26 protein-coding genes are annotated in these 25,466 nt (G+C 57.2%); 19 read left to right on the top strand and 7 right to left on the bottom strand.

What is annotated here, in order from left to right; translation table 11 throughout:
• Positions 1 to 58: 58 nt before the first annotated feature.
• Positions 59 to 1,192, bottom strand: coding sequence for a BMP family lipoprotein (locus BQ5353_RS01215; RefSeq protein WP_071427139.1), 1,134 nt, complete (start codon positions 1,190 to 1,192; stop codon positions 59 to 61).
• 383 nt (positions 1,193 to 1,575) lie between these two features.
• On the opposite strand from BQ5353_RS01215, the gene BQ5353_RS01210 reads away from it, so the two are divergent.
• From BQ5353_RS01210 to BQ5353_RS01135, 16 genes are all read left to right on the top strand, one after another.
• A complete protein-coding gene (locus BQ5353_RS01210; RefSeq protein ID WP_054331087.1) occupies positions 1,576 to 2,058 on the top strand; it encodes an RNA polymerase sigma factor in 483 nt (160 codons plus the stop codon).
• The gene (locus BQ5353_RS01205; protein ID WP_071427138.1) at positions 2,055 to 2,585 is read left to right on the top strand and encodes a zf-HC2 domain-containing protein; all 531 of its coding nucleotides are present in this window, start codon (positions 2,055 to 2,057) and stop codon (positions 2,583 to 2,585) included. The genes BQ5353_RS01210 and BQ5353_RS01205 overlap by 4 nt, the downstream gene beginning before the upstream one ends.
• Positions 2,586 to 3,389, top strand: coding sequence for a YfjL-like protein (locus BQ5353_RS01200; protein ID WP_054331089.1), 804 nt, complete (start codon positions 2,586 to 2,588; stop codon positions 3,387 to 3,389).
• 132 nt (positions 3,390 to 3,521) lie between these two features.
• A complete protein-coding gene (locus tag BQ5353_RS01195) occupies positions 3,522 to 4,469 on the top strand; it encodes a sugar-binding transcriptional regulator (RefSeq protein ID WP_071427137.1) in 948 nt (315 codons plus the stop codon).
• A 187-nt stretch (positions 4,470 to 4,656) separates the two neighbouring features.
• Positions 4,657 to 5,277 carry a DAK2 domain-containing protein gene (locus BQ5353_RS01190; RefSeq protein WP_071427136.1) on the top strand — a complete coding sequence of 207 codons (621 nt, stop codon included), beginning with the start codon at positions 4,657 to 4,659 and terminating at the stop codon, positions 5,275 to 5,277.
• Positions 5,278 to 5,347: 70 nt separating this feature from the next.
• A complete protein-coding gene (locus BQ5353_RS01185; RefSeq protein ID WP_071427135.1) occupies positions 5,348 to 6,346 on the top strand; it encodes a dihydroxyacetone kinase subunit DhaK in 999 nt (332 codons plus the stop codon).
• A 26-nt stretch (positions 6,347 to 6,372) separates the two neighbouring features.
• Positions 6,373 to 7,257 carry a 3-hydroxy-5-phosphonooxypentane-2,4-dione thiolase gene (gene lsrF, locus BQ5353_RS01180; RefSeq protein ID WP_054331092.1) on the top strand — a complete coding sequence of 295 codons (885 nt, stop codon included), beginning with the start codon at positions 6,373 to 6,375 and terminating at the stop codon, positions 7,255 to 7,257.
• 22 nt (positions 7,258 to 7,279) lie between these two features.
• Entirely contained in the window at positions 7,280 to 7,600 is a 321-nt protein-coding gene (locus tag BQ5353_RS01175) for a hypothetical protein (RefSeq protein WP_071427134.1), read from the top strand.
• A 281-nt stretch (positions 7,601 to 7,881) separates the two neighbouring features.
• Positions 7,882 to 9,063, top strand: a complete 1,182-nt coding sequence (locus BQ5353_RS01170) for a toxic anion resistance protein (protein ID WP_054331093.1) — start codon at positions 7,882 to 7,884, stop codon at positions 9,061 to 9,063.
• 126 nt (positions 9,064 to 9,189) lie between these two features.
• Positions 9,190 to 9,831, top strand: a complete 642-nt coding sequence (locus tag BQ5353_RS01165; protein ID WP_071427133.1) for a 5-bromo-4-chloroindolyl phosphate hydrolysis family protein — start codon at positions 9,190 to 9,192, stop codon at positions 9,829 to 9,831.
• 100 nt (positions 9,832 to 9,931) lie between these two features.
• Positions 9,932 to 10,921: a D-isomer specific 2-hydroxyacid dehydrogenase family protein gene (locus BQ5353_RS01160; protein WP_071427132.1), complete on the top strand. Its 990-nt coding sequence runs from the start codon at positions 9,932 to 9,934 to the stop codon at positions 10,919 to 10,921.
• Positions 10,922 to 11,290: 369 nt separating this feature from the next.
• Positions 11,291 to 12,001, top strand: coding sequence for a phosphoribosylaminoimidazolesuccinocarboxamide synthase (purC, locus tag BQ5353_RS01155; RefSeq protein ID WP_054331095.1), 711 nt, complete (start codon positions 11,291 to 11,293; stop codon positions 11,999 to 12,001).
• Complete coding sequence (purF, locus tag BQ5353_RS01150; RefSeq protein ID WP_083386314.1) at positions 12,001 to 13,416, top strand: amidophosphoribosyltransferase; 1,416 nt, start codon at positions 12,001 to 12,003, stop codon at positions 13,414 to 13,416. Before purC ends, purF begins: the two co-directional genes overlap by 1 nt.
• A 23-nt stretch (positions 13,417 to 13,439) precedes the next feature.
• On the top strand, positions 13,440 to 14,876 hold the full coding sequence (gene purB / locus BQ5353_RS01145) for an adenylosuccinate lyase (RefSeq protein WP_071427130.1): 1,437 nt from the start codon (positions 13,440 to 13,442) through the stop codon (positions 14,874 to 14,876).
• 28 nt (positions 14,877 to 14,904) lie between these two features.
• Entirely contained in the window at positions 14,905 to 16,194 is a 1,290-nt protein-coding gene (locus tag BQ5353_RS01140; protein ID WP_071427129.1) for an adenylosuccinate synthase, read from the top strand.
• A 265-nt stretch (positions 16,195 to 16,459) separates the two neighbouring features.
• Positions 16,460 to 17,161 carry a gamma-glutamyl-gamma-aminobutyrate hydrolase family protein gene (locus BQ5353_RS01135; protein WP_071427128.1) on the top strand — a complete coding sequence of 234 codons (702 nt, stop codon included), beginning with the start codon at positions 16,460 to 16,462 and terminating at the stop codon, positions 17,159 to 17,161.
• A 117-nt stretch (positions 17,162 to 17,278) separates the two neighbouring features.
• Here BQ5353_RS01135 and BQ5353_RS01130 read toward each other — a convergent pair whose 3' ends face one another.
• From BQ5353_RS01130 to ptsP, 6 genes are all read right to left on the bottom strand, one after another.
• Positions 17,279 to 17,791, bottom strand: a complete 513-nt coding sequence (locus tag BQ5353_RS01130; RefSeq protein WP_071427127.1) for a ferritin — start codon at positions 17,789 to 17,791, stop codon at positions 17,279 to 17,281.
• Positions 17,792 to 17,948: 157 nt separating this feature from the next.
• Positions 17,949 to 18,782, bottom strand: coding sequence for a M55 family metallopeptidase (locus BQ5353_RS01125; protein ID WP_071427126.1), 834 nt, complete (start codon positions 18,780 to 18,782; stop codon positions 17,949 to 17,951).
• A 193-nt stretch (positions 18,783 to 18,975) separates the two neighbouring features.
• Positions 18,976 to 19,500, bottom strand: coding sequence for a manganese efflux pump MntP (locus BQ5353_RS01120; protein WP_143117250.1), 525 nt, complete (start codon positions 19,498 to 19,500; stop codon positions 18,976 to 18,978).
• Positions 19,501 to 19,811: 311 nt separating this feature from the next.
• Complete coding sequence (locus BQ5353_RS01115; protein ID WP_054331099.1) at positions 19,812 to 20,309, bottom strand: GNAT family N-acetyltransferase; 498 nt, start codon at positions 20,307 to 20,309, stop codon at positions 19,812 to 19,814.
• A 13-nt stretch (positions 20,310 to 20,322) separates the two neighbouring features.
• Positions 20,323 to 20,766, bottom strand: coding sequence for a MarR family winged helix-turn-helix transcriptional regulator (locus tag BQ5353_RS01110; protein WP_071427125.1), 444 nt, complete (start codon positions 20,764 to 20,766; stop codon positions 20,323 to 20,325).
• Between the two features lie 160 nt (positions 20,767 to 20,926).
• Complete coding sequence (gene ptsP, locus BQ5353_RS01105; RefSeq protein WP_071427124.1) at positions 20,927 to 22,630, bottom strand: phosphoenolpyruvate--protein phosphotransferase; 1,704 nt, start codon at positions 22,628 to 22,630, stop codon at positions 20,927 to 20,929.
• 190 nt (positions 22,631 to 22,820) lie between these two features.
• Between ptsP and BQ5353_RS01100 the strand changes: the two genes are divergently transcribed.
• The 3 genes from BQ5353_RS01100 to BQ5353_RS12970 all read left to right on the top strand — a co-directional run.
• Positions 22,821 to 23,777 carry a tRNA modification radical SAM protein MnmL/YtqA gene (locus BQ5353_RS01100; RefSeq protein WP_054331102.1) on the top strand — a complete coding sequence of 319 codons (957 nt, stop codon included), beginning with the start codon at positions 22,821 to 22,823 and terminating at the stop codon, positions 23,775 to 23,777.
• Positions 23,767 to 24,330 carry a tRNA 5-(aminomethyl)-2-thiouridylate-methyltransferase MnmM gene (locus tag BQ5353_RS01095; RefSeq protein WP_083386308.1) on the top strand — a complete coding sequence of 188 codons (564 nt, stop codon included), beginning with the start codon at positions 23,767 to 23,769 and terminating at the stop codon, positions 24,328 to 24,330. The genes BQ5353_RS01100 and BQ5353_RS01095 overlap by 11 nt, the downstream gene beginning before the upstream one ends.
• Positions 24,331 to 24,344: 14 nt before the next feature.
• Positions 24,345 to 25,466: indolepyruvate ferredoxin oxidoreductase subunit alpha (locus tag BQ5353_RS12970; RefSeq protein ID WP_162273094.1), on the top strand; the 1,122-nt coding region annotated here is incomplete at its 3' end.

Here is a 25,466-nt window from a genome sequence, read left to right as displayed (position 1 = left end):
TCAGCAGCCTTTGCCTAGCTGCATGAAAACCGTTTGTGCCTTGGTGCAGGGGAAAGAATTAGGCATTTTTGAATGCATTGAGCTCATCCTGGCTCATACCATAGGCGGATTTGACCACGATTTTGCCGGAGACGATATCGGCTTTGATCTCATCCAGTTTGGTGCGAACCTCTTCGGGGACGAGTTTCTCATAGTATTCATTCTCGGCCAGACCGACGCAGTTTTCCGCAATGCCGACGGTCTCATGTTTGCCGAAGATGTTCTCTCCCTCCATGATGCGCAGGAAAGCTCCCTCAATGGAGTTGCCGACGAATTTCAGCACAGAAGTGGGCATGTATTCGCAGATTTCGGGGTTGGTTTCCTTATAGGAGATGCTGCGGTCCACGTCGCAACCCAAGTACATTTTCTGGGCGGCCAAACCGGCTTCAAAGGCGCCGGGATAAGCCTGGCCAGCGGCGGGGAACACCAGGGAAGCACCCTGCTGGTACTGGGTGTTGGCGATCTCTTTGCACTTGGCAACGTCGTTCCAGCTGCCTACAAAAGCGGAGTAGACTTCGATGTCAGGGTTGATATAGCGGGCGCCGTCGATGTAGCCAACCAGGAAGTCGTTGATAGCGGGGATCTCCATGCCGCCGATGAAGCCGATTTTACCGGTATCGCTCATCTGGGCGGCCATAGCGCCGGCCAGGAAGGAAGCCTCGTTCTGTTTGAACAGGCAGGAGTACACGTTGGGGTACTGGTCCTCGCTCTCCCGGACGATTTCAGCGTCGTAGACGATGAATTTCTGATCGGGGAACTCGTTGCTGGCCTCCATGACAGGTTCGACCATCTGGGCGGTGCCACAGACGATATAATCCCAACCTTCTTCGCAGGCGTCCAGGGTAGTGGGCAGGTATTTGGGAACGTCGGCAGCGGAGTTGCCCATCTCGACGATCTTGATTTCTGCGCCGTACTCATCGCGCATTTTTTCAACGGCAGCAGCTGCGGCGTCGTGGTTGCCGCCGTCGCCGCGGGTGTTGCTGATCAAATGCAGGATTTTTACACCGGCGAAGGATTTTTCACCGTCGGCCTCAGAGGAAGTGGAAGAGCCGGATTCGGGAGCGCTCCCAGAACTGCTGGTTCCACCGCCGCCGCAGGCGGTCAGGGAGAAGGCCAGGCTAAGGGAAAGAACTAATGCCAAAAGTTTCTTCATATTAGATCCTCCTAAAAGATAATGCTCACCGGCGCGTGGCAAATCCGCGCAGATGAACAGTTTGAACACAGCTAGGTCAGCCTGCTATGTTCTGGCGTTTTTATAGTAGCATTTTGTGTCGGCAAAGTAAAGATTTTGCAAAACTTATTGGAAAAATCCAGTGATTTTTCAGGATGTGTCGAAAAAAATACAGGGCTTTTCCCACAATTGTTGGTGATAATCCCTATTTCATCCGGGCAGGCGGATAGGATTTTGTCAAACTTTTGATGAACATTTCATCAAACGGGTTTTTTTCTGGTATAGTGATAAGAAGGGAATTTTGATACAAACCTGTAACAAAGTGGACCATTCTGCGACTCATTGGATGAAAGGAGGGGGAGGCCATGGTGGAGGAACTGTACCGCACCTATAAACAAGATGTCTACGGCTATCTACTCAGTTTGACCCGGGATCCCTCCTTGGCGGAGGATTTGCTATCGGAGACCTTCTTAAAGGCGATTCAAAGCCTCCCAAAGTTCCGAGGGGACTCCACCTCAAAGACCTGGCTACTGGGCATTGCCCGGAACGTGTGGCTCCAGGAGCTGCGCCGCCGCCGTAAGACGGTGGAGTACAGCGACCTTTTGGAGGTGTATGTAGGGGAGGGGATGATCGATCATTTCCTCACCCGGGAAGCAGTGGCCCGCGTGGGGGAACTGCTCCGGGAAAAGGAAGAGCGAGCCCGACGGGTGGTGGCCCTGCGGGTGGACGGCACCCCTTACCAGGAGATCGCCAGGGAGCTGGGCATCACCGAAAACTCGGCGCGGGTCATCGATTTCCGCACCAAAAAATGGCTGAAACAAACCTTGGAAAAGGAGGGGCTGCTATGAAAAAACAAGACGTTCCCTGCGGGGTGTGCCTCGACTTGATCCCCTTGGTGCGGGATGGAGTGGCCAGCGAGGAGAGCATACAGCTGGTGTTGGATCACACCGCCGTCTGCCCCAGCTGCCGGGAAGCCCTGGGGGAGGAATTCCGCCAGGAGGTGGACGACAGCAAGGTTTTGGCTTCCATCCGCCGAAAGCTGGCCCACATGGGGATGATGCTCCTGGCGGCTGGGGTCATTCTGGGGGTGGTGATCACCGAGTCATCGGCCATGTTCCACAACTTTCTGCTGATGCCTGCCGCGGGGGCGATGGGGTATCTCCTTCTGAAAAAAAGATGGCGCCTGGTGCCGGCGGGGGTGGGCCTCTTGACCTATCTGTGGCAGGTGGGGAGCGCCCTGGGACAGGGTGCTGGATGGGGGGCAAACCTCCTGGTGCCGCCCCTGTTTTTCGCCGTTATCTATATGGCGCTGACCGCCTTGGGCGCGCTGATCGCCGCCCTTTTCACCTTTGCCTTTCAAAGGGGGGAATCATAAATGAAGCCGCAAAAGCTCAGGAGAATCCTCGCCGGGGGGCTGGGGCTTCTGCTTGTCGTCCTGCTGCTTTTCCTGTGGAATGGCACGGCGGGGAACCCCATTTCCGCGTTGATCGCCACCCGAAACATCACAGCTTATGTAAAGGAGACCTACCCTGGCGCGAATTTTTCCGTGGAAAACGCCCATTACAATTTTAAAACGGGGGGATACAGCTGCTTTGTCACCTCGCCCATCAGCGAGGACACCGCTTTTTCCATCGACTACGGTGGGGGGAAAATCTGGGACCGCTATGAATCGGAGGTGGGGAACCGGTTTTCCACCTACCGCCGCCTGGATGGGGAGCTGGACGGCCTAGTGGAGAAGATCGTCCAGGAACAGTTCCCCCATAAGGTCAACCTGGTCATCGGCACCTTGGAAGCAGGGGAGGATATGTCCAATGACCTTACCTTGGATATGCCTTTTGACCGGTACCATCTGCCGTTGCCGGTGGAGGTCACCCTTTGGGTGGACACCGAGGATATCTCCTATGACCAGGCCGCCCGCCTGCTTTTGGAACTGGACGGCATCTTTCAAAGGGAGAAGCTGGCGGTGGCTCGGTACTCCATCCGCCTGTCGGATGTGGTGGAATATGATAAAAATGGCAATCCGGTCTATGACCACCAGCGGGAGGAAGTCAACATTTATGACTTCCCAGCTGCCCGCCTTGCTGCGGAGAACCTTCCCCAGGTGCTGGAAGAGCACCGGATCCAGTGGGAGAAGGAGGCCGATGCCTGGAAGGAAGAGTCCCCTGAGAATCGGGAATGAGACATGAAAAAAGCCCCGGGCCCTTTGGCAGGGCCTGGGGCTTTTGGGTTGCATGCCAAGGGCCTTTGTGATACAGTGAAATTATAGATTTCTAGAAAAAACGACAACACTACGACCCAATAAGGAAGAACAATGAGTAACAGCGCAAAAAAATTGGAAAAACTGGTCCGCATCGCCCAGCTGTATTACCAAGAGGAAAAAACGCAAAGCGAAATTGCCAAGATCTACGGGGTCTCCCGACCCTTGGTGAGCCGGATGCTCCGGGAGGCCAAGGAGCTGGGAATTGTAGAAATCCGCATCCGCCCCCCGCGGGAGCGAGACAGCCAAGTCCTCAGCCGGGCCAAAGCCGCCTTTGGAATTCAGGGCGGGGCATTGGTAGGGGATTCGGCCAATGACAACATGGTGAACCGGGAGCTGGCCGAAGCCGCCATCCACTACCTTTGTGAGCTGGAGGGGGCCAACTTCGGCATTGGCTGGGGGACGGTGATAGGGGAGTTCATCACCGCGCTGGAGGAAAAATCCCCCCGGCAGTCCACTTTGAAAACGGTCTGTCCCTTGGTGGGAAACAGCGGCATTTCCAACCGGAATTACCACCCCAATGAGAATGTGCGTATCTTTGCCCAGCAGACCTTTGCAGAGCCTTATTACCTGCACACCCCCGCCTTTGCCGAGTCCCAGCAGGACATGGAATTGATCCATCAGATGGAGCACTACAAGGCGGTATACCATCAATGGGAGCAGCTGGATGTGGCCTTGGTCAACATCGGCAACTACCCATCGGTGCCGGACTTTGCCGCCGCCGCCCGCTATGGTGAGATGCTGAGCACCCGCCGTCCCGCCGGCCGGCTGCTGGCCTATTTCTACGACGACGAGGGAAAAATCCTCCGGTCGGACACCGATTATGCCATCCAGATTCCCACCGGCGTGTTGGCCCGGTGTCCCAACGTCATTGGCATCTGCTCGGCCAACGTCACCCCCCGCACCCTGTTGGGGGCGCTGCGCACCGGGCTTATCACTCATCTCATCGCCCGGGAATGGCTGGTACAGGAGGCGCTGGAGCGATGCGGAGGTTCCATTTAAATTTGTTACATATGTAACACCGAGTTCCCCACAAAGGGGAACTCGGTGTTTTTTGTTGTCTTTCTCTCTAAAAACAAACGATACAGTTGCAAATTTTTATAGAAAATCCAGCTTTTGATTGACATCAGTGCTTGAAAACGATATCATCAAGTTACAGAGGTTACAACAGATGTTTGGAGGTGTTCCAATGGTTTTGGATAAACAAAGTTTGAAAGCTATGTTTCTAGGCGCGGCCAGGGTTTGGCAGGAGAACGCCGCACACCTCAGTGAGATCGACTCCCGGTTCGGGGACGGCGACCACGGTGTGACCATCGGCAAAATCGCCGCCCTGCTGGAGCAGGAGGCCGCCGGCTGGGGGGATGCCAGCATCCACGATTTCATTGAAGATCTAGGCATGGGCATCATGGGGGTCAATGGCGGCAGCGCCGGCCCCTTGTACGGCACCCTGATCGGCGGCTTGGCCGAGCCCTTGGGGGAGGAGGCGCAGATTGACGGCGCCCTTCTCAAAAAGATGCTGGCGGGCAGCCTCTCTAGTATGGAGGATATCACCACCGCCAAGGTAGGGGACAAAACCATGATGGATGCCCTCATCCCAGCAGTGGAGGCCGCTTTGGCCGCCCCTGACGAGGTGAAGGCAGTCCTGGATGCCGCTGCCTTAGCAGCGGCCGACGGGGCCAAGGCCAGCGAGGGGTTTGTCTCTAAATTTGGGAGGGCCCGCAGCTACAAGGAGCAGACCATCGGCACCCCCGATGCGGGCGCGGTGAGCACCGCCCTGTTTTTTGCCGGGATGGCGTCCGCCATTCGGTAAATCTACGGCAATCCTGCGGAGGAATCCGCTTTTCATCGAAATAGGACAACAGAAGTGGAGGAACAATGCCATGAAAATGAAAAAGTTTATCAACGACCCAGCTGATTTGACCAAGGAACTGCTGGAGGGTTTTGCCGCTGCCAACCGGGATCTGGTCACCCTTGCGCCCCAGAATACTGTGATCAACAACAAGTTGGAGAGCGCCGACCGGGTCACCATCGTCACCCAAGGGGGATCCGGCCATGAACCCGCCATCAGCGGCTTTGTCGGCGAGGGCATGGTGGATATCTCGGTGGTAGGCGACGTCTTTGCTGCGCCCGGCCCCAAGGCCTGCGTGGACGCCATTAAGATGGCGGACAAGGGCAAAGGCGTTTTGTACATCGTCCTCAACCACGCCGGGGATATGCTCACCGGCAACCTGACCATGAAACAGTGCAAAAAAGAGGGCCTCAACGTGATCAAGGTGGTCACCCAGGAGGATGTGGCCAACGCCCCTCGGGAGAACAGCGATGACCGCCGCGGTCTGGTGGGCTGCATCCCCACCTATAAAATCGCCGGGGCCGCTGCCGCCGAGGGCAAGAGCCTGGAAGAGGTGGCGGCTGTGACCCAGCGCTTTGCCGACAATATGGCCACCCTGGCTGTGGCTGTCCGCGGGGCGACCCATCCCTCCACCGGCAGCATGCTGGCCGACTTGGGCGAGGATGAGATGGAGATCGGCATGGGCCAGCACGGCGAGGGAGGCGGCGGCCGCCAGGCAATGAAATCCGCCGATGAGACAGCGGTCATCATGGTGGATGCCCTGCTCAAAGACCTCTCCATCCAAGAGGGGGAGAAGGTCATGCTGATCCTCAACGGCACTGGGGCCACCACTTTGATGGAGCTGTTCATCCTCTACCGCAAATGCGAATCCTATCTGAAGGAAAAGAACATCGAGATTGTCGCCAACTACGTGGGCGAGCTGCTGACCGTCCAGGAGCAGGCCGGTTTCCAGATGTTCATGGCCCGGATGGACGATGAACTCCTCCATTACTGGAACGCCCCCTGCAACACCCCTTATCTGAAAAAGTAATCCCGTTTGATAAAAGGAGAACCAACATGGCTGACAACCAGGGCAACAAAGTTGCCAAAGATTATCACCTGGATGTAAAACCCGCCCAGGAGGGCTTTTACCTCAAGGGCCTCAACCACTGTGATTGGGGGATGAAAAACCGGCTTTCCCGCATCTTCAACCCCAAGTCGGGCAACACGGTGATGCTGGCCTTTGACCACGGCTACATCATGGGTTCCACCGCCGGGCTGGAGCGGCTGGACGTCACCATCCCCCCGTTGATGGACGATGTGGATGTGCTGATGGCCACCCGCGGCGCGCTGCGCAGCTGTATCCCTCCCACTACCGACAAGGCCCTCTGCCTGCGGGTCACCTACGACTCCTCGGTAGTCAAAGAGGAGATGAGCGCCGGCGGAGGCTTTTCCTGCGACATTGAAAACGCCATCCGCATGAACGCCGCCTGCATGGCGGTGCAGACCTTCATCGGCGCCCCGGGGGAGAGCAACTCCCTGGAGCTCCTCTCCCGCACAGTGGACGCCGGAACCAAGTACGGTATCCCCACCCTGGGGGTGGTAGCGGTGGGCAAGCAGATGGCCCGGGATACCCGGTTCTTCCTCCTGGCCACCCGCATCCTGGCCGAGACCGGCGCCAGTTTCGTCAAAACCTATTACTGTGAGGATTTTGAAAAGGTGGCTGCCGCCTGCCCGGTGCCCCTTGTCATCGCCGGAGGCAAGAAGATCCCCGAGGACGAGGCCCTGACCATGGCTTACCGCGCCATCAGCGAAGGGGCCCACGGGGTGGACATGGGCCGGAACATCTTCCAGTCGGAGAACCCGCTGGCCATGACCAAAGCCATCGCCAAGGTGGTCCACGAAGGCTATACCGATAAACTGGCCTACGAATATTTCCTCGACCTGAAGAACAGCAAGTAATCTTGTGAAAGGAGCGATCCCCATGTCTGCAACCTATATGCACATCGGCATCCCGGTGACCAACAAAAAACCCGGCATGACCTACAACGAGGCCATGAAATTCTGGGTTAGCAACGTGGATGATTACGATTACAAAATCGAGTACCTGAAATTTGAGGAGGGAACCCCTTTCCCGGAGATCATGCACAAAAATCCCCATGTGGCTTATAAGGTGGACGACATGAAGCCCTATTTGGACGCCGCCGACCGGATCATCTTCGGGCCGCAGGAAATCGGCCCTGGGGTGCGCATCGCCTTTGTGATTCAGGACGACGCCATCATCGAGCTGTACGAGGAGAAATAGCGGGATTCTTTCCCCTGTAAAAGTACCTGCCCAGCGCCGGATGTGCCTGCATCCGGCGCTTTTTTATAGGGACATTCCCTGGGAGAGCGGAACCGTCAGACCCCTCAGATTCCCAGGGGGCTTTTGCCATCCGCCGGGAGAAGTTTTGTTGCGCTGGATTGGGAAACCGTGTATAATGAAAGACAAATATGGCTGAATCTGACAGGCCCAGGAAGCTGCCTGTTGTTTGGAACGACCAACTTTGTCCCACAGGGGACGGGGATATTAAAGGAGGAGACCACATGCCCAACGAGAAGAACCCCATCGAATTAGAGCTGGGGGAAGCCGCCCCCGTGCTGACCTTGGAACCCTATGAGGAGAGTTCCCTGGCGCTGAAGCCTGCGGCGGAGGAAGCCTTGGCCACCGCCCCGGAGGAGAACCCGGACTATCTCAGCGAAAGTTCCCTTTCCCCGGAGGAGAGGCAGATGGTCAGCGATTTTGCCGAGAAGATCGACGTGAATAACTCCACCATCGTCCTGCAATACGGAGCAGCCTGCCAGAAGAAGATCGCCGCCTTCTCAGAAAGCGCCCTTCAGAGTGTGCGGACCAAAGACCTGGGCGAGGTGGGGGATGCGATCACCGATCTGGTGGTGGAGCTCAAGAGCTTCTCCCTGGAAGAAGAGGAGAAAGGCGGGTTCTTTGGCCTCTTTAAAAAAGCCACCAACCAGGTGGAGAAGATGAAAGCCCGCTATGACAAAGCGGAACTCAATGTGGAGAAAATCGCCGGGGTGCTGGACGGCCATCAGGTGCAGCTGATGAAGGACATTGCTATGCTGGATAAGCTGTATGCCCTCAATTTGACCTATTTTAAAGAGCTGACCATGTACATCCTCGCCGGCAAAAAGCGGCTGGCCGATGTCCGCTCCACCACTTTGGAAGAGCTGAAAGCCAAAGCCCAGCGATCCGGCTTGGCGGAGGACGCCCAGGCGGCCAATGACTTTGCCGCCATGTGCGACCGGTTTGAGAAGAAACTCCACGACCTGGAGCTGACCCGGATGGTATCCATCCAGATGGCGCCCCAGATCCGCATGGTGCAGAACAACGACGCCTTGATGGCGGAGAAGATCCAGTCCACATTGGTCAACACCATCCCCTTGTGGAAAAACCAGATGGTGCTGGCTTTGGGCATCGCCCACTCCCGGGAGGCGATGGAGGCCCAACGGGCAGTCACCGATATGACCAATGAACTCCTCAAGAAGAATGCGGACACCCTTAAAATGGGCACAGTGGAAGCGGCCAAGGAGAGCGAGCGGGGCATCGTGGACCTGGAGACTCTCAAATACACCAACCAACAGCTGATCTCCACCCTGGACGAGGTAGTCAAAATCCAGGAGGACGGCCGTGCTAAACGCCGCGCTGCCGAAGCGGAGTTGGGCCGCATCGAAGGCGAGCTGAAGCAGAAGCTACTGGATATCCGGGGATAGAAGGGGAGAATTGCTGTGCGGGGAAATCCCGCACCCAAGGGCTTCCTCTGGCAGGAGGAACCTGGTTTGCCATCCTCCCTGCGCTTCCACATATCATATCCACTTGAAACGATAGGAGTTTCCTGTATGAATCTAAACCGTTACCTCCTCCCCGGCGTGTTGGGCATCCTGTCCGGCGCAGTGGTGTGGCTGTTTGCAGAAAATTGGCCCTTGGGCCTCCTGGCTGGAGCAGCCGTGTTTGGGCTGATGTGGGTGGTGTTCCGCCCCCGCAAAACCGAGATGGAGGCCCCTGCTTCTAAGGAGCGGGCCGCCATGCTCCAGCAGGTCCTCGCCGAGGGCAACCAATACCTAGACGCTATTTGGAAGGTGGAACTGCGCATCCACGACCCTGGCATCAAGGACGAGGCGGTGGCCATTTGTAAAACGGCTAAAAAAATCCTGGACGCCCTGGGGGAGCAGCCAGAAAACATCCCCGGGGTACAGCGGTTTTTCCACTACTATCTGCCCACCTTCCAGGCAATCCTGGAAAAATATGAGCGGATTGAGCGCAGCGGCACTATGACTGACCAGCGGGACAAGGTGGAAAAGCATCTCAAAGAGATCAAATCCGCCATGGAAAAACAGCATGCCAACCTCTATGAGGACGATATGCTGGATCTCTCGGTGGAGATGGAGGTCATGACCAGTTCCTGCAAGCAGGACGGCCTATTGACCGATGCGGATTTTGTCATCCAAAACGGGGAGAATAAAATCAATCTCACCCTGTGAGGGGGAAAACCGGGCGGGAGACCGTCCGGTTTTTGTTGCGTATGCCTAGAAAAACCGATATACTGGAATTACAATTAGACAATCAAAGGGGGATATTTGTATGAAACTCGCCGCTTATTCCTGCCGCCCATATGAAACAGCGGCATTTGACTGGTATGAAAAGGAGCTGGGCTGCACCGTCATCCGCTGCACCGAAACCCTGTCTCTGGAAAATGCAGAGCTTTCCAAAGGGTGCGAAGGGGTTTCCATCTCCGGCTCTGGCAGACTGGACCGGGAGCTGATGGAAGCCCTTGCCGGCAACGGGGTGAAGTTTATCGCCTGCCGCAGCATCGGCTACAACCACATTGACCTGAACGCCGCCAAGGAGCTGGGCATCCGGGTCAGTAAAGGGGCCTATGCCCCCAACGGGGTGGCCGACTTTGCAGTGCTGCTCATGCTTATGTGCCTGCGCCACGCCAAACAGGCCATCGCCCGGGAAGGGGTCAACGACTACACCATCGACGGGCTCCAGGGGCGGGAGCTGCGCTGCTTGACAGTGGGTATTGTGGGCACTGGGCACATCGGACGGACGGTGGCGAAAAATCTCACCGGGTTTGGGTGCAAGATCCTGGCTTATGACCCCTATCCAAGCGAGGAGCTGGAGGGGATTGCCCAGTATGTCTCTTTGGAGGAGATTTTTGCAGAAAGCGACATTCTCTCCTTCCACGTGCCTCTCAATGAGGAGAGCCGCCATATGGTGAACCGGGAGAGCCTCAAAAAAATGAAGGACGGGGTGGTCCTCATCAACACCGCCCGCGGGGAACTGATGGACACCCAGGCCCTGATCGAAGGGGTGGAATTGGGGAAAATCGGCGCTTTGGGACTGGATGTCATCGAAGGGGAAGGGGGAATCTACTTCCAGGACCACCGGTGCAGCATCCTGCAAAACCAGGCTATGGCCTATCTGCGCCAGTTCCCCAATGTGACCATGACCCATCACATCGCCTTTTACACCGACCAGGCAGGGGATGACATGGTGCGCAACGCCCTCACTAGCCTCAAACAGTTCGAGGAGGGGGGCGTCTGCCCGTTGGAAGTCACCGCCGAGTAGATCTTTTTTGGAAATGAAATTCCAACTGTTTCCACTTGCAGAAAGAGGGTTTGGTAGAAAAATACAAAAAATTCCTTTAAAATCCTTTTCCATCTATGGAACCCACTGAACCTGCGGCAAACTATTCAAAAAAGATTGATTTCTTGCCCCATATCCACTAAAATAAACCCTGTGATCCAAGCGGGCGTTTGGATCGGCTTTTTGGGAGATACAGCAAGAAGGAGGTTGTGCTTTATGCAAAAGTGCTGCAAATATGCGCTGCGCAAAATCGCATGGACCCCGTATACCCCAAAAGCAGATTTCTAAAAAACAAGGCCGAGGTGCAACTGCACCTCGGCCCTTTTCATTTTGAACAGGGGGTACTTTGCAATGGAAAAACGGGAGCAGCTCTACGAGGGCAAAGCCAAAAAAGTGTTCAAAACCGATGATGAGAATCTCTATCTGGTGCAGTACAAAGACGATGCCACCGCCTTCAACGGCCTGAAAAAAGGGACGATCCAAGGCAAAGGGGTCATCAACAACAAGGTGACCAACTTCTTGATGCAGATGCTGGAGGCCAAGGGCATTCCGACCCACTATGTGCAGCAGCTCTCCGACCGGGAGACCTTGGTGAAAAAAGTGGAGATCATCCCGGTGGAGGTGGTAGTGCGCAATATCGCCGCCGGTGGCCTGGCCAAGCGGATGGGCCTTCCCGAAGGGACCCCTATGGCTTCCACCGTGCTGGAGTACAGTTATAAAAACGACCAACTGGGCGACCCTATGATCAACGAGACCCATGTCTATGCCATGGGATTGGCTACCCCGGAGGAGATGAAGGCAATCCAATCCTATGCCCTTCAGATCAATGACATCCTGCGGGGGTATTTGAAGGAAGCGGATATCGACCTCATCGATTTTAAGCTGGAATTTGGCCGCACTCCCGATGGAGCCGTGATCCTGGCCGATGAGATCAGCCCCGACACCTGCCGCTTTTGGGACAGCACAACAGGGGAAAAACTGGATAAAGACCGGTTCCGCCGGGATTTGGGCAATGCGGAAGGCGCATACCAAGAGGTTATGAAGCGCCTGATGGGGGAATAATGATGGAGTGGCAGTCGGAACTCCATGAGGAGTGCGGAGTATTCGGGATCTACAGCCCTGACGGGGTGGATGTGGTCTCGGCCAGTTACCACGGCCTCTATGCCTTGCAGCACCGGGGCCAGGAGAGCTGCGGAATCGCGGTCAACGACCGGGGGGTGATCTCCTGTTACAAGAATTTGGGCCTGGTTGGTGAGGTGTTCCAACCATCCCTGCTGAAGTCGATGAAGCGGGGGCAGATTGCCATTGGTCATTGCCGTTATGCCACCACAGGCAGTCAGGTGCTGGAAAATGCCCAGCCGCTGCTCATCCGCCATCGCAAGGGGAATATGGCTCTGGCCCACAACGGCAACCTGACCAACGCCACCGAGCTGCGGGAGGAGTTTGAGCTTCAAGGGGACATTTTCTACGGCACCTCGGACACAGAGGTCATCGCCCACGCCATCACCCGGGCCCGCCTGACCGCGCCCAGCATCGAAGCGGCGGTGGAGGCCGCCATGCACCGGCTGTCTGGGGCCTATTCCCTGGTGATCACCAGCCCCCGCAAGCTGATTGCCGCCCGGGACCCTATGGGGTTCCGCCCCCTCTGCATGGGCCGGCTGGGGGAGAGCGTTCTCTTCGCCAGCGAGAGCTGTGCCCTGGATGCGGTGGGCGCTGTCTTTGTCCGGGACATTGAACCCGGTGAGATCGTAGTCGCCAGCCAGGAGGGGATTACCAGTCACAAATCCCACTGCGGCAGACGGGGTTCCCAGTGCATTTTTGAATACATCTATTTTGCCCGGCCGGATTCGGTCATCGACGGGTGCAGTGTCCATGAGGCCCGTTTAAGGGCGGGGGTGTTGCTGGCCCGGCGGCACCCTGTCCGCGCTGATGTGGTGGTGGGCGTCCCCGATTCCGGGCTGGACGCCGCATTGGGGTATTCCCAGGAGAGCGGCATCCCCTATGGGGTCGGGTTTGTGAAAAACCGGTACATCGGCCGCACTTTCATCGCCCCAGGGCAGAAACAGCGGGAAAATGCGGTGCGGATCAAGCTCAACCCCATGGCCAGCACCGTCCAAGGGAAGCGTGTGGTGCTTATCGACGACTCCATTGTCCGGGGAACTACCAGCCGGCAGATTGTCAAACTGCTGCGGGATGCCGGGGCCAAGGAGATCCACCTGCGCCTCTCCTCGCCGCCCTTCCTCTATCCCTGCTATTTTGGGGTGGACGTGGATTCCAGAGAAAACCTCATCGCCTGCCGCCACTCGGTGGAGGAGATCGCCGGGATCATCGGGGTGGACAGCTTGGGATATTTGGGGGTGGAGGACCTGCCCAACCTGGTCCCCCACTTCACCCACAGTATCTGCGATGCCTGTTTTACCGGCAACTATCCGGTGCCGCCGCCTGCGGTGGGGGATAAATGCCGGTTTGAAGCTTAACAACAAGGAAAGGACGTGGGTTTATGGAACAACATGACCGGTACATCAGCCCTTTTGAGACCCGGTACGCCAGCCGGGAGATGCAGTATATCTTCTCAGAGGACAATAAATTCAAGACCTGGCGCCGGCTGTGGATTGCCCTCGCCAAGGCGGAGAAGGCCCAGGGCCTGCCCATCACTGAGGAGCAGATCGCCCAGTTGGAAGCCCACAAGGACGACATCAACTATGAAGTTGCCATCGCCCGGGAAAAAGAAACCCGCCATGATGTGATGAGCCATGTCTACGCCTATGGGGTCCAATGCCCTGAGGCAAAAGGGATCATCCACCTGGGGGCCACCAGCTGTTATGTGGGGGACAACACCGATATTCTGATCATGCGGGAGGGCCTCCAGCTGGTGCGGCGCAAGCTTTTGAGCGTCATCGCCTTGCTGGCGGCTTTTGCCAGAAAATACAAAGATATGCCCGCCCTGGCTTACACCCACCTTCAGCCCGCCCAGCTGACCACAGTGGGCAAGCGGGCCACCCTGTGGGTGAACGAGCTTTATATGGACTACCAGGAGGTGGAGCACCGCCTAGACAACCTGGCCCTGCGGGGCATCAAGGGGACCACCGGCACCCAGGCCAGCTTTGTGGAACTGTTTGACGGGGATTCGGTCAAAATCAAGGCCATGGAGCAGGCCATCGCCGCGGAACTGGGCTTTGACAAGGTGATCCCCGTCTGTGGGCAGACCTACAGCCGCAAGGTGGATTCCATGGTTTTAAACACCCTCTCCGGCATCGCCCAAAGCGCCATGAAATTTTCTGGTGACATGCGGATCCTGCAAAACTTCAAAGAGATGGAGGAGCCCTTTGAAGCCCACCAGATCGGTTCCTCCGCCATGCCCTACAAGCGCAATCCCATGCGGTGCGAACGGATTACCGCCCTGGCCCGCTATGTGATGATAGACGCCCTCAACCCCGCTTTTACCGCAGGCACCCAGTGGTTTGAGCGCACTTTGGACGACAGCGCCAACAAGCGCATCGCAGTGGCGGAAGCGTTCCTGGCCACCGACGCCATCCTGGGGATTCTCCTGAACGTCTGCGACGGCCTTGTGGTGTACGACAAGGTGATCCGCGCCCGAGTGATGAGCGAACTGCCTTTTATGGCCACCGAAAACATCATGATGAGCGCAGTCAAAAAAGGTGGAGACCGGCAGGAACTCCACGAAAAGCTGCGGCAGCATTCCATTGAGGCAGCCCGGGTGGTCAAGGAGGATGGAGGGAAAAACGACCTGATCGAACGGATCTGCGCCGACCCCAGCTTCGGCCTTCACCAGGAGGAAGTCGAAGGGATTCTCGACCCTCAAAACTTCATTGGCAGGGCTGGGGAGCAGGTGGAGGAGTTCCTCACCGGATGTATTGACCCCCTGCTGGAAGAGCACAAAGACTTGCTTGGCGAACGGGTTCAACTGACCGTTTAACATCGAGATTTGAAAAGGAGGCGTTCTTATGCCTGGATATGTTGTCGTCGGAACCCAGTGGGGGGACGAGGGAAAAGGAAAGATTGTCGATGTCCTCAGCCAGCGGGCGGACTGTATCGTTCGCTTCCAAGGGGGGAATAACGCTGGCCACACCGTGGTGGCGGGCGGACAGAAAAATGTGCTCCACCTGCTGCCCTCCGGGGTGCTCAACCCCAATGCCAAATGCATCATCGGCCCCGGGGTGGTGGTGGACCCCTTTGTCCTGTTGGAGGAGATGGATGTCCTTGCCTCCAAGGGAATTTGTACCGACCACATTTTTATCAGCGACCGGGCCCACCTGCTGCTGCCCTACCATGTGCGGCTGGACTGTTTGCAGGAAGCCCGGGATGACACCCGGAAAATTGGCACCACCAAACGGGGCATCGGCCCCTGTTATGCGGATAAATACACCCGCACCGGCCTGCGGGTCTGCGATTTGGAGGACTGGGAAGCATTCTCCCAAAAACTGAAACATGTGGTCGAGCTGAAAAATGAGATGATCACCAAGGTTTACGGCGGCGAGCCCTTCGACGCTGGGGAGCTGCTGGAAAAGCTGAAGCCAGCCCGGGAGCGGATTCTGCCCAGGATCATCGAATCGGTGACCGAAGTGAATGAGGCGCTGGACCAGGATAAAACGGTGATCTTTGAAGGTGCTCAGGCGGCGATGCTGGACATCAACTACGGCACATACCCCTATGTGACCTCCTCTTCGCCTACAGCGGCGGGGGTATGTACCGGCGCTGGGGTCGCCCCCCAGAAATTAGACCACATCATCGGGGTGGTGAAAGCTTATTCCACTCGGGTGGGGGAGGGTCCCTTTGTCACCGAGCTTCTGGATGAAACCGGTTCCCTCATCCGGGAGCGGGGTGGGGAGTACGGCGCCACCACCGGTAGGCCCCGCCGCTGCGGTTGGCTGGATATGAACGTGGTCCACCATGCGGCGGTGATCAACGGCCTCACCGATTTGGTGGTCACCAAGCTGGATATCCTCTCCGGCCTGCCGGAGGTGAAAATCTGCACAGGGTATGAGGTGGATGGAACGGTGGTGCGCCACATCCCTGCGGCGGTTGAGAAGGTCGCCCGAGCGAAACCTGTTTATGAGGTGCTCCCCGGCTGGAAGGAGGACATCTCCCGCATCAGCCGGTTTGAGGACTTGCCCGCCAACTGCCAGTCGTATTTGAAACGGATGGAGGAGTTGGCCGGGGTGCGGATTTCTATGGTGTCGGTGGGCCCGGATCGGGAGAACAACATCCCTCTATACGACATCATGGAAGAATAAGAATCTCTTTCGGGGTTGGATGAACGCCATCCGGCCCCTTTTTCTACCCTTCTATAGTTTTTACACCGGACAGGATCCAATTCTTTTTCAAAAATTCATCTATTTGGGTGGGTTTTGTGTTACAATGATCGCAAAGCGATCATTGGGGAAGAGCCCCTCGTGAAACGCCGCGGGCAAATCCTTTGGCGGAGGATGCTTCTCAAATCCAAAGCAGTATCGCCGGAAGGGCCAGTGTGCCCAGAAACAATCCGAAAGGGATGATTGGATGAAACAGCCAACTATTGCAGTTCTGCCACTGGGAGGAAAACTTTACCAACGTTATATGGAGCATATGTACCTTTCCTCGTTGCGCCGGACGGGTGCTCAGGTGGTGGTTCTGCCCCCAGTGGTGAGCCAGGGGGAACTGGAGTGGATCGCCCGGGCCTACGACGGGTTTTTGTTCACCGGCGGGGCGGATGTGGAACCAGCCCTTTATGGAGAGGAGCGGATCCCTCAATGCGGCCCCATCGATTCGGTGCGGGACGCTATGGAACTCCCACTCTTTCGGTTGGCACTTCGGGAAGAGAAGCCTATTTTAGCCATCTGCCGGGGATTTCAGGTGATGAATGTGGTCTTCGGCGGGAGCCTTTTCCAGGATATCCCTACCCAGCGGCCCGGTTCCCTGGATCACTCACAAGTGGAGAAACTTCACGGCCTCGCCCACAGTGTCCGGGTGGAGTCCGGCACCCGGTTGCACCGGGCAGTGCGGGCAAATGCGCTGCGGGTCAACACCTTGCATCACCAGGGGATTGACCGCCTTGGCGGAGGGCTAGTGGTCTCCGCCCGCAGTGAAGACGGCCTGATTGAGGGGATTGAATCGTTGGATCACCGCTATGTAGTTGGGGTGCAGTGGCACCCGGAACTGCTCTCCGGCCTGCGTCCACAGCACCAGCGCATCTTCGATGAGTTTGCGGCCCACTGCCAGTAAGCTCTGGCATCCAGCTTGGGCAAATAAAAGAAAGCGGACGCCTCCTCTGCCGCAGCGCAAAGGGTAATCCCATGCGCGGGAGGGGAGGCGTCCGCTTTCTTGCTGGAAATAGGGAAGTTAAGCCTGTAAAGTTGCTTGGACATAGGTGCGGGCGCCCAGCTCCTGATCCAGGGAGTAGAGGCCCTTGGGGTCCCGGCCGAATAGTTCAAACCGCTGGATCAGATCTTCAACGGTTTTTTCTTCTTCGCCCTGTTCTTTCACAAACCAGTCCAAGAACTGCATGGTGCGGAAATCCTTGGCCTGGTAGGCGGCAGCGTAAATTTCATGGATGGAGCGGGTTACATACTGCTCGTGTTCCAGGGAAGCCTTCAAAGGGTCTAGGAAGTCTTTAAAATCCCCTTCAGGGTTTTTGATGGCGCCCATCTTCATCTTGGCGTTGTTATCCAGCAGGTAGGTGCGGATCAGCATGGCGTGGTCCCGTTCCTCCTGGGCCTGGACAAAAAACCAATTGGCAAAGCCGTTTAGGCTGGCCTCCTCGTAATAGTTTGCCATGGAGAGATAAAGGTAAGCGGAGAACAGCTCCTTGCCGAACTGGTCGTCTAATAGGGTGACAATGGTTGGATCCAACATAAATTGCAGCCTCCTTTTTCTGGTGGAATGTCCGGCGGGGACATCCCATAAATGGGGTAAATGGTTCCATCCCTACTGTTCCCCAACTGGAAAAAAGTATGCGGATTCCAAATAGGGAAAGGGGACCCACCGTTCAAAAATAGCGGCTTTTTGTTGCCTATTCCACCACATCCAGCAGGCGGTACAGCAACACCTCTTGAAGCTTAAATACGGTCTCAGGGTCGCCGGTGAAGGAGACGGAGCGGGGATTGAGCCTCTTGACACCAGGGATGAGCACAGCAGCGTCAGCGGAATTGGAATCCTTATAATCCACTTCCATAGTCAGCTCTTCCATGTTGTCCAGGCGCAGGGGCTTAATCTCATCCCGGCGGGCCAGAGCAGCCATGACGCCGTCATAGATTTTCTTGCGGGCAACGGTGGGGTGAATCGACACGGCAGAGTAGCGGGTGATGCCCTCTTTCACCACAACAGTCTCCATGTTGGGAACAAAGGCTTTGCATTCCTCAGCCAGAGCAACGTCGCCGATGCAGCAGACCAGAGGCACCCCATAGAAACCGGCCACCAGAGCGTCAGCAACGGTCTCGGTGTTCATGGTTACTCCGTTGAAGCGCAGGTTGTAAATTTTAAAGCCGTTGAAGCAGTGGTCATACACGCCGCCCACATGTTGTCCGGCGCCGGCATGGCCGAAGGAGATGTAAGCATCAAAGGTGCTGTCAATGCCTTCCATCTGTAAAGAGTTGCGCATGGAGCCGGAAATGAGCTTGCAGCGGGGGTCCATGTCTTCTAAAATTAGGTTTTCCATGTCGCCATGGCCATCACAGACATAGACTTCATCGTAACCCGAGTCAAAGCAGGCGCGAATAGCGGCGTTGACATCCTCAGCTAAGCGTTTGCGGGCAATGGTGTAGTCAGGCTTAGATCTCCAGGACTGCAGCCGAGAGACGTTGCCCTCCATCCCTTCAATATCAGCAGAGATAAATGCTTTTTTCATGTTACAACCTCCTGTTTTTTGGCAAAAGCCCCCTTGCATTACTATTTATAGTATAACATCTAATATATTCCTTTTCAATTGGCAGAAAGAGATCCCGTCCAGAAAATAAGTTCAGACATTTGTGGAATTTTAAGCGGGTGCGCTTAAAATTGCCTGGTTGGGTAAGGCGGAATTGTTATTTTTGAAGATGAAGTTACACAATGCCCAGGTGCTCCATCAAGATTTTGCCCCCCATCAGCACCAGGATCACCCCGCCGAACAGTTCGGCCCGGGTGCTGTACTTGGCTCCGAACAGGTTGCCGATCTTCACCCCAGCGGCGGAGAATAAGAAGGTGGTGATGCCGATCAAGGTCACCGAGGGAAGGATATCTACCTCCAAAAAGGCGAGTGTCACTCCAATGGCCAAGGCGTCGATGGAGGTGGCGATGGCCATGGGCAGCATCGCCCGCCAGCCAAAGGAGGAATCCATCCGTTCGCATTCCTCGCACCCGCTGGAGGCTTCTTTGATCATGTTGCCGCCGATGAGCCCTAACAGGATAAAGGCGATCCAATGATCCACACTGGTGATCATTTGAGAAAAATGGGTGGCAAGGGAATAACCGGCCAGCGGCATCATCGCCTGGAATCCGCCGAAATACAAACCGGTGATGGCGCTCTCCCGCGCACCTGCTTTGCGCACCGAAAGCCCCTTGCAGATGGAGACGGCGAAGGCGTCCATGGAGAGGCCCACCGCCAGCAGAATCAATTCCTAAAAACTCATATGTTTTCCCCTTTCCTGGTTGAATGCGCGTCCTGAAACACAAAAAAAGAGACCTGCCCCGCTGTTTAGCGGGGACAAGTCTCGTTGTTTCAAACACAGCCAGGCCCAAAGCAGGGCCAGTTTGTTGACTGGGTTACGCAATTTTGCGCCAACTACTCCCTTATCTTAGCCCATTCTAACATTAATTTTCCAATTATGCAAGGGTTCGAGGCAGTAAAATTGGGGGAAACATAGGGCCGATGACACAAATATGGGCAAAAAAGGCAGGGCTAAACCCGCTTTTCATAACAATTGAAAAGATGTGGGTTCTCAAAAAGGGAAATCTGCCCAACCAGCTCATAGCCCAATTTGCAGAACAAGGCGTTCATCTTGGCGTTAACGGAGTTGGTGTCGGTGCGCACGGCGACGGCACCGGCATCCCGCGCCGTCTGCTCGGCAAAGGCGAGAAGCTTGGTCCCGATCCCCTTGCGCCGGTATAGTGGGTTGACCGCCATCCGATGGGCGACCAAGACAGGGCCTTGGTACTTCCAGGGCATGGGGGAGTACTCTTGGGGTTCTACGCTATTGATGCAGACAAACCCAGCCAGGGAGCCGTCTTCCGCCACATCCACATAGAGGTCGCCGTTTTCCACATCCTTTTCAAAATCGCAGGCCAGGGGGTAACGGTCGTTCCACTGGGTGTTGCCGTAGCTTTTCATCTCTTCAATGGTGGCGCGGATGATCTCCATAATGGGTTCCACGTCTTGTTTTACTGCTTTTCGGATCATAGGGGATGCCTCCTTAAGGGTGTTTCAGCCTCTGCCATTCTTCGTCGCTGTTCTCCCGCATCCGGCGTATCAAGTCCAGCACAAGGGATTCTTCCTCCGGGGAGAACCCGGCAAAGCAGGTTTCAATATTGTGGTTTTCTAGGTCGAGGATCGTCTGGTACAGCCGAAGAGCCTCCCCTGTGGGGAACAGGCGGAACCCCCGCTTGTCCCGGGGATCGGGCTCTTTGGCGACAAGGCCGATCTCGACCAGCTTTTGCACCGCCTTGGTTGTGGTGGTTTTGTCCATCCGCAGCACGGCGGCTAGTTGGGTGGGGGTGATACCGGGGGATTCACAGATCCGGGTGAGGAAGGGGAATTGCCCCCGCTGCAATCCGTAGGTGCGAAGCGCGGCATCGTTGATGCTGTGGATGGAGCGGGAAAGGGCGCCAATTTCCCGCAGGATCTCGCTTTTGAGCATGGATATCAGCCTCCAATTAGTTGAAATTTCAACTAATTTTAGTATACCAGAGCTTTGCCAAAAGTCAAGGGAATACGGATCGAATTTTACAAAAAAAAGCAAGCAGCCGCGGGCAAAACAAAATCCCCCGCTCCGAATGGACAGGAGCGGGGGCGTCGGTTTATCGGGCGGGGACGGTCTGTCCTTTTTCCATCTGGAGAAGGCGGACCACTTCCCCGGCGGTGGAACAGGCGAGGGCTTGGCGGGCGATCCTGCGGCAGACGCCGGTATCCAGCCTAGAGATCCCCTCTTTTAAGGCGGGGATGGCTGCGGGAGTCACCACAAAGTTGGTCAGGCCCATCCCCAGGAGGAGAGGGGTAGCCAGCGGATCTTTTGCCATCTCCCCGCAGAGGGAGCAGGGAATCCCCTCTTCAGCGGCGCGGTCCAGCACCATCTGAATCACCCGCAGAACCGCGGGGTGGAGGTAGCTCCCCAGCTGGGGAAGGCATTCCCCATTGCGGTCGGCGGCCAGCAGGTATTGGGCCAAATCGTTGCTGCCGATGCTGAAAAAATCGCAGTGGGGAGCCAGTAGGTCGCACAGGAGGGCGGCGGATGGGACCTCCACCATAATGCCCTCCCGGATGGCAGGATCAAAGGGGAGCCCCTCCTGGGCCAGCTGTTTTTTAGCGGTGTCCATCCATTGCTTGGCGGCCTGAAGCTCTTCCAAAGAGGTGATCATAGGGTACATGACCTGGATGTCCGCCTGGGCGCTGGCCCGAAGGATGGCCCGCAGCTGGCACAAGAGGATTTCAGGTTGGCGCAGGGTGAGCCGGATGCCCCGCGTCCCAAGAAATGGGTTCTCCTCTTTGGGGATGGGAATGCAGGGGGAGGGCTTATCCCCGCCGATGTCCAGGGTGCGGATGGTGAATCTCTGTCCCCCTAGCTGCCGGGCGATCTCTAGGTAATATTGAAGCTGTTCCTCCTCGCCGGGAAGGGATTCCCGGTTGTGGAAGAGGAATTCGGTGCGCAATAGGCCCACCGCGTCAGCGGCGTACTCCACCGATTTTTGTGCGGTTCGGCTGTCGGAGATGCTGCTCTCCACCCGGATGGGAAGCCCATCCGCTGTAACGGAGGGGAGGAGGGCCTGCTGGGCCAGCTGGCGGACGCGTTCCCCTTCCTCTTTGACTAGGCGGGCCAGTTCGGTTTTCCGCCGATGGGTGAGTCCGCATTCCACCTTGCCAGATGCTCCATCCAAAAAGAGGGGCTCCCCGGATTTGGCCGCCTCCACAGCGTGGGGGCAGCCCACCACAGCGGGAATTCCCAAGCTGCAGGCCAGAATGGCGATGTGGGAGGTCAGGGTTCCCCCGGCGAGGACAATCCCTTTGATGCAGGCGAGGTCGGCGGTTGCCAGGTCAGCGGGGGAAAGCTGGTGGGCGACCAGAACCACCTCCCGCTCCAGACCAGCCAGGGAGGGGAGCTCCTCCTGGCACAGGAGGGAGATCAGCCGGCTGCACACATCTTTTAGATCCTCCGCCCGCTGGCGGATGTAGTCGGAATTTACCTGGGCCAGCATCTGGCATAGGATGTGGCAGGCTTTTTCCACTGCGGCGGCGGGGTCCAATCCCTGGATCAGCCCCTGGTTGACCCGTTCTTCCAGCAGGACGTCTGATACCATCTCCCGGTGGCAGAGGAGAACCTCCGCCTCAGCCCGGCGGCCAGCACCGGTCAGGGCGGCAATGGATTGGTCATACTGCCGTTTTAGCTGCTCACGGGCCTCCTCAAAACTGCGGGAGGAAGCCCTTCCCACAGGCCCCCGTTTGGATGTCAGGCAGAAAGCCGGGGCCAAAGCCAGACCAGAGGATGCGCCGATTCCGGTAAATACCACAAGAATCCCCCCTTTCATTTCTTATATTATAATACATTTGACGAAGAAAGGGTAGAGGCAAGGCCGCCTTTTCCCAAATTATCCATTGGAAAATGAAATGGGAAGGGGAACTTCCAGGCGAAATCCCCTCCCTTGCAAAATAGGTGGGAATGCACTACAATTTGTAGGAAGAGAAAAGGAGGGAGACAGCTTGCAGAATCCTTTTGCTTACAGCGACGACAACAAGCGCTACCACACGCTGCATTACCACCTCCGCCACCGGTACGGCGGGCGGGTGTTTAAAGTGCCCCTCAACGCCGGGTTCACCTGCCCCAACATGGATGGGACCAAAGGGGTGGGGGGCTGCACCTACTGCTCCAGCCAAGGGAGCGGGGATTTTGCCGGTGACCCCTCCCACAGCCTGGCACGGCAATTTGAGGAGCAGAAGGCCATTCTCCATCAAAAGTGGCCGAAAGCCCAGTACATCCCCTATTTTCAGGCCCGGACAAACACCTATGCCCCGGTGGAGATTCTGCGGGAGCGGTTTGAGCCGGTGCTGAAGTTCCCAGGGGTGGTGGGCCTTGCCATCGCGACCCGGGCGGACTGCCTCCCCGATGAGGTCTGCGGCTATCTGGAAGACCTCTCCCGCCGCACCGATCTGACGGTGGAGCTGGGCCTCCAATCCTTTTCAGACGAGACGGGGGAACGGATCAACCGGGGCCACACCACGGCGGAGTTTTTGGAGGGGTTTTGGAAGCTGCACCAAAGGGGCATCCCGGTCTGTGTCCACATCATCAACGGTCTCCCCGGCGAGAGCTTGGACGAGATGCGAAAGACGGCGGAACAGCTGGCCCGCCTGCCCATCCAGGGAATCAAGATCCACCTGCTCCATGTGCTGGAAGGCACCGTTCTCGCAGATCAATACCGGGCGGGGGAATTCCCGCTGCTCACCCGGGAGGAATATGTCTCGGTGGTCTGCGACCAGCTGGAGCTTCTGCCGCCCCAGGTGGTAATCCAGCGGCTCACCGGCGACGGGGACCGGGAAAAGCTGATCGGCCCCTTGTGGAGCGTCCGCAAGCGGGAGGTGCTCAACGAGATTGACAAGGAACTTGCCCGGCGGGACAGCTGGCAGGGGAAAAAATACCGGGAGGAAGAACATGGATTATAGCATGACTTCAATATTAGATGTGGCCAAGCAGTTCATCACCCAATTGGTCCCGCGGGACGGGGTGGCGGTGGACTTCACCATGGGCAACGGCCACGATACCTTTTTCCTCTCCCAATGGCTGGAAGAGGGGCATGTTTACGCCTTTGACATCCAAGAGGAGGCGGTAAAGAGCACCCGAAAACATCTAAAAGAGTGGGGTGCCCGGGAGAATTACACCCTCATCCACGCCTGCCACAGCCGGGTGAAGGAATTTGTGACGGGCCCCATCGATGGGGGGATGTTCAACCTGGGGTACCTGCCCCACAGCGACAAGGCGGTGACCACCCGCCATGAGACCAGCCTTTCCGCCATCCAGACAGCGACTGAGATGCTCAAACCGGGCGGCGTCCTGGTGGTGGCAGTTTACCCCGGCCATGGGGAGGGCGCCTTGGAGGGGGAGCTGGTTCAGAGGCTTGCCGCGGGCCTGGACAGCAGGCGGTTTGACAGCTTTTTCTACCGGCTGCTCAACCAGCCCTCCGCCCCGTTTTTGGTGGCCATACAGCGCAAGAAATAAGGGGGATGATCTCGGTGAAAGAATGGAAATCCGGGCGGGAAGCTCTCGCCCAAGCAGCGAAGGGCCAGGTGTGTTTTGTTTTTGGGGAGAGGCGTCAGGAGACTGCCTCCCTTTTGGATTTGCTTGAGGAACCCGGTTGCTCCCGCCCTGAGGAGGCCATTGACCGGGCCTTTGGCACATCTATCGCCGGAGCGAGGGCTCTCTGCGTTTTGTCGGCGTCCTCCGCCGGCGTTTTGAGCCGGATCAGCGATCTGGGCTGTGGTGGAGGGATCCTCTTTCTTTTGGTGGGGCAAGAGGATGCGCCGCCCGCAGACCTGCGTCCTTTGGCGCAGCAGCTGGAGCTCCCCTTGTTGACCCCCGCTGTGCCCCAGGACTGCGCCAGTCTCCTGGGGGAAGGCTTTGCCCTCTCCGGGAAGATCGCCGCGCCGGTGCTGGCCGAAGTGGGCCCATGGCTGCTGGATGCCGCCAGCATGGTGGAGTTTCCACAAGGGCAGAGCGCCTCTCTCCTGGATTACCAGCGGGAGAGCGGCCGGTTTGTCCGGCTTCCCGGGGCGGAAAAACAGAAAATACAGTTGGCAGAACGGCGGAAGGCGCTGCTCTCCTGGCTGGAAGTTTCCCCTTGTGTCACTAGAAAAGGGGAGGGGGAGACCGGCCTGATCGTCACCGGCGGAATGGCCCACAGCGTCCCTCAGATGGAGCGTCTCGCAGTCCTCCAGCTGGGGATGGGCTGGCCGGTAAACCTGGAGGAGATCCGCCGGTTCTCCCAATCGGTGGAGCATCTTTACCTCCTGGAAAAAGGCCGGTACCTCGCCCCCATCCTGGCCGAGGCGGGAATCCCAGTGGAACCCGGCCTCCCCTGGGCGCCCGAAGAGACCATTTCCCCGGATCTGCCCGCCCGGCCGCCCCAGCTCTGCCCGGGATGCCCCTGGCGCGGGGTGCTTTACACCTTAAAAAAGGAAAAAGCCTCTGTGTTTGTGGAAAGCGGCTGCCTCAGCTTGGGGGCTGGCCTGCTGATGAAAGGGGTGGACGGCTGCGGCGCCGGTTCGCCCCTTGCCCTGGCCATGGGGTTTGCCGCCTCCCGGCCGGGGAAGGCGGGAAAAACTGCGGCTCTTCTCACCGCACAAGGGTGGGAGGGG

This window comes from Merdimmobilis hominis, assembly GCF_900104615.1.
Taxonomy (GTDB): Bacteria; Bacillota; Clostridia; order Oscillospirales; family Ruminococcaceae; genus Merdimmobilis; species Merdimmobilis hominis.
The sequence above is the reverse complement of the archived record's forward strand: the minus strand, read 5'-3'. Positions and strand labels throughout refer to the sequence as shown.